Raw genomic sequence first — 4,092 nt, forward strand, 5'->3', positions numbered from 1 at the left:
ATGTGGAAGAAATATTGAGCGCAAAAATTGGCTCTTTCGCCGCTAAAATCGTTCAAGCTCTAGCAGATGATGAAGGGAAAGTGGAAGAGGTTCTCATCAAAGAATTACAGGCTAATTTTCAGGAAAGGGGCATTAAAGCTAATCTGTTTAGCGTCACTGGGTTAGATATGCTCGGCAATGGCAGGCTAGAAGTTAACGTTAATGTTCGTTCTGCTAATATGATGTCCTAAGAGAAGATAAAATCGCCAATGGTTGGGTTAAATATAGTTAAACCCAACCTTATTTTGGTAGTTACCATCAAAAGCAATGGCAACGAAGCTTGAGGTTATAATAAACCAACAAAATGTAACGGTCCTTGACCGGTAATTAATTCGATAATAATTGCCAGAAAACCGATCATCGCTAATCGGCCATTCCACACCTCGGCTGCCGTTGTCATCCCCCATTCCCAACGTTCCTGGGGATACATTTTCATATTCGCTTTCGGATGGGTAATTTGCTCGAAAGTGGTGGGTTTTTCCTCTAGGGATTTGACCACTAACTGGGAGAGAGATTCGATAAACATCGGGTGAGTGTTAAGAGCGGGTACTCGCTGAAAATGTTCAATTCCCGCTTCTTCCGCCACTTCTCGGTACTCTATATCGATTTCTTGCAGAGTTTCGATGTGTTCCGAGACAAAGCTAATCGGTACGACCAATAAATGCTTAATTCCCTGCTCTCCCAACTCTTTTAAAGCATCTTCAGTGTAGGGTTTTAGCCATTCCACCGGACCGACGCGACTTTGATAGGCTAAAGTGTACTGATTGGGTCGATTTAGCGTACGCATGATCGCCCTAGTGCATTCTTCAATTTGCCTTTGATAGGGATCTCCCGCTTCCTCCACATAACTTTGGGGGACACCATGGGCGCTAAAAAAGATATGTACTTGGTCAGGATTAGGACACTGCTCTAATTCTCGCGCGATCAGATCGGCCATAGCACTCAGATAAGTGGGATGATCGTACCAAGAAGGGATGAGAGTATATTCCGTCAAACGCAGATAGGGATCCTGCTGCCACATTTCCTCCAGCACACGAAAACTGGAACCACTGGTACTGATGGAAAATTGGGGATAAAGGGGAAGAATAACTAATTTTTTGATATGATCCCGTTTAATCCGCTCGATCGCTTCTTCGGTGAAGGGATTCCAATAACGCATCCCGATATAAACGCTCACCTCGCGCCCCATTTCCTTGAGACGTTGTTGCAGTGCCGTGGCCTGTGCTTCCGTAATCTTGAGTAAAGGGGAGCCACCACCAATCTGACGGTAATTTTCCTGGGATTTACTCGCTCTTAGCGTCGATATTAACCAAGCTAACGGTTTTTGTAATCCTTTGATCGGTAAACGGATGATCTCTGGGTCAGAAAAAAGGTTAAATAGAAAAGGACGCACATCCTCTAACCGCTCCGGCCCACCCAAATTTAATAATAAAACGCCAACGCGACCCATAGTGTTAACAGATAATTTTTAAATTTTCAGATTCTTTACCAAGTTTAACAATATATCGGTGGAACCGTTAAAACAAATTACAAACAATATCGAACTTAATCAAATTTTGGAGGTTGATCTTGGCGACAATTTTACGTCCCCTCAGTTATCAGTATCAATGGCTTTACGATGGTATCTCCCGTCTGGCTGCCCTAGCGGTGGGTGGGGAAACCCGTTTTCGGCAATTGGCCCTAGAAGGTTTAAAAATCGCTAAAAATGACCCTATCCTCGATCTCTGTTGTGGTGCGGGTCAAACCACCCGTTATTTAGTACCCCTATCCGATCGCTGTACCGGTTTAGATGTCTCTCCCGTGGCCCTGGAGCGAGCTAGTTTAGCGGTGCCGCAAGCGCATTATGTGGAGGGATTAGCCGAAAAAATGCCCTTTAATGCCGGAGAATTCGCCTTTGTTCATACTAGCGCCGCTCTCCACGAAATGGAACCGGAGCAGTTAGAGGAAATCCTCAAAGAAGTGTATCGAGTTCTCAGACCGGGGGGAATTTTTGCCCTCGTGGATTTTCATCGACCCACTAACCCGCTTTTTTGGCCTTCTTTGGCCCTATTTTTGCAATTATTTGAAACCCATACCGCTTGGCAATTTATCGATAGGGACCTGATCCAATCTTTACAGGCGCTCGGTTTTCGTGATTGTCAACAAAAATTATACGCTGGTGGCAGTTTACAGGTGATTCAAGCGGCCAAGTGAAGGGATCGGCCAGGCAAGATTTTCAGAGGCAGTCGGTCATTTATACTAAGTAGGGAAGCTGAGTTCGATCGACTCGGTGCCAGTTATTTTTGAGAAGTAATGACTAGAGCAAAAATTCTACAACCCGATTTAATTTTAGGGGATACGATTCTCGGTCTCAGTCTGGAGATTTTGAGTCAGCATCAAATTAAAGGATTGATTCTCGATGTGGACGATACCCTTGTTCCCCTCCAGGAAACGACGGTTTCTGACGATTTACAGCGTTGGGTCGATTCCTTGCGTCTTTATCTACCGATTTGGTTGGTAAGCAATAATCTTAGCGAAAATCGTATCGGTGCGATCGCTGATAATTTACAACTTCCCTACCTTCTCGGTGCGGTGAAACCCTCTCGACGCAAACTCCGGCAAGCGATGGCAGCCATGAGTCTCCCCCCCCAACAAATTGCCATGGTTGGCGATCGCTTGTTTACCGATGTTTTAGCGGGAAATCGTCTGGGAATGTTTACCATTCTGGTGAAACCAATGGTAAATCCCTTGACGGGGGGGGCAGCTTATCCAATCCACGATTTTGAGGTGTGGATATCACAAATTTTCGGCGTTTCCCTCCATCCGCAGCATTACTTAATAAAACCTGACCAATCCTCACAAAAGTAAATATTAAAAAATAATTAAGTATAGAGGAAAGGAGGGAAAAGTAGAAAATACTATAGATAATTTGAAATGAGGTCAGCCGAGATAAAGACCTTAAATATAACAAGGTCAATAGATGGACGGTGCCAGTTTTTGCGGATATACGCCAAAAGCTGGCACTACTGTTTTAACGAAAACTTCCTGCTATAATTTGGCCAGATTGTGAGATAATGGGGAACGATTTTTTAGTTAATTCTCCCTGGCTTCACTCTATATATGAATCGAGATTCTTCCCTGCTATCATCCTCCTCGGTTGCGGAATTCAAGCGCAATTCCTTTGATTTGGAGTCACACCTACAAAACTTTTTACAATTAGACCCAGAAATTCTACAAGCAAAATTAGCGATAGCAAAAGATTCCTTAGCGGCCTTAGCTCATCAAGAATTTTCTTGGACAAATCCAGATTCTTTCTATCAGGAAAAAGTCAAAGAAAACTATTTATTTGAATTATCTGCTTGGCATTTATCCAGTCAAGAATATATCGGGGAAACCCTGAGATTAATTGATGATCACGGTAGCGGAAAAGTCTTAGATTTTGGTGGCGGAATCGGTACTCATGCCCTGGCTGCCGCAATGAATTCTGGGGTTGAACAGGTGATCTATTGCGATCTTAATCCCCTACATCATGAATTTGTTCGCTTTCGTGCCGAGCAATTAAATCTCGATACTAATAAGCTCTCATTCTATACGGAAATTCCCGAACGGCTAAAATTTGACACGATTATCTGTTTGGATGTTATCGAGCATTTGCCCTCACCTACAGCCCAACTTAAAAAGTTCTATGACTGGTTAAACCCAGGAGGAAAGCTAATTATTAACTGGTATTTTTTCAAAGGATTTAATCAAGAATATCCCTTTCATCTCGACGATCCCAAAATTATTGAGAGCTTTTTTCAAACCCTACAAAAAGATTTTCTAGAGATTTTTCATCCCTATCACATTACCGTGCGCTGTTATCGAAAAAATCAATAATTGCCGGAAGAAGATCAAACCAGAGGATGATAGAAAAGTTAGAATTACCCTTGCAACTTTGACATCCTCACCGCCGTAAACGGACGGTGATTCCCAAACCTCACGATTTAGGTTTCTGCTTCTTTCCCTTGCGGGGTTCCGCACCTGCCTTAACAGATTTACTCTGTTCTGGTCTTATGGTCGCTCTACAGACTGACA

At 43.3% G+C, this 4,092-nt stretch carries 5 protein-coding genes; 4 read left to right on the forward strand and 1 reads right to left on the reverse strand.

Annotation, left to right across the window (positions count from 1 at the left end):
- The first annotated feature begins 2 nt into the window (after positions 1–2).
- Positions 3–230 carry a cytochrome-c oxidase gene (locus tag PX636_RS21555; protein ID WP_288118805.1) on the forward strand — a complete coding sequence of 76 codons (228 nt, stop codon included), beginning with the start codon at positions 3–5 and terminating at the stop codon, positions 228–230.
- 95 nt (positions 231–325) lie between these two features.
- Here the strand turns inward: PX636_RS21555 and hemH are convergent, their stop codons facing one another.
- Positions 326–1,489, reverse strand: coding sequence for a ferrochelatase (gene hemH / locus PX636_RS21560; RefSeq protein WP_004163484.1), 1,164 nt, complete (start codon positions 1,487–1,489; stop codon positions 326–328).
- Between the two features lie 119 nt (positions 1,490–1,608).
- Between hemH and PX636_RS21565 the strand changes: the two genes are divergently transcribed.
- The 3 genes from PX636_RS21565 to PX636_RS21575 all read left to right on the forward strand — a co-directional run bounded on the left by PX636_RS21565 (position 1,609) and on the right by PX636_RS21575 (position 3,894).
- Entirely contained in the window at positions 1,609–2,232 is a 624-nt protein-coding gene (locus PX636_RS21565; protein ID WP_041803792.1) for a class I SAM-dependent methyltransferase, read from the forward strand.
- A 99-nt stretch (positions 2,233–2,331) separates the two neighbouring features.
- Complete coding sequence (locus PX636_RS21570; RefSeq protein ID WP_149987783.1) at positions 2,332–2,886, forward strand: YqeG family HAD IIIA-type phosphatase; 555 nt, start codon at positions 2,332–2,334, stop codon at positions 2,884–2,886.
- 252 nt (positions 2,887–3,138) lie between these two features.
- Positions 3,139–3,894, forward strand: coding sequence for a class I SAM-dependent methyltransferase (locus PX636_RS21575; RefSeq protein WP_061430335.1), 756 nt, complete (start codon positions 3,139–3,141; stop codon positions 3,892–3,894).
- Positions 3,895–4,092: the final 198 nt, after the last annotated feature.

Origin of the sequence: Microcystis sp. M53598_WE2 (assembly GCF_030067735.1) — a bacterium.
In the GTDB taxonomy this organism is placed as follows: Bacteria; Cyanobacteriota; Cyanobacteriia; order Cyanobacteriales; family Microcystaceae; genus Microcystis; species Microcystis aeruginosa.

Excerpts from the sequence above, each read along its gene's own strand:
- hemH (WP_004163484.1), bottom strand. The coding sequence starts at position 1,489 with ATGGGTCGCGTTGGCGTTTTATTATTAAATTTGGGTGGGCCGGAGCGG.
- PX636_RS21570 (WP_149987783.1), top strand. The coding sequence starts at position 2,332 with ATGACTAGAGCAAAAATTCTACAACCCGATTTAATTTTAGGGGATACG.
- PX636_RS21575 (WP_061430335.1), top strand. The coding sequence starts at position 3,139 with ATGAATCGAGATTCTTCCCTGCTATCATCCTCCTCGGTTGCGGAATTC.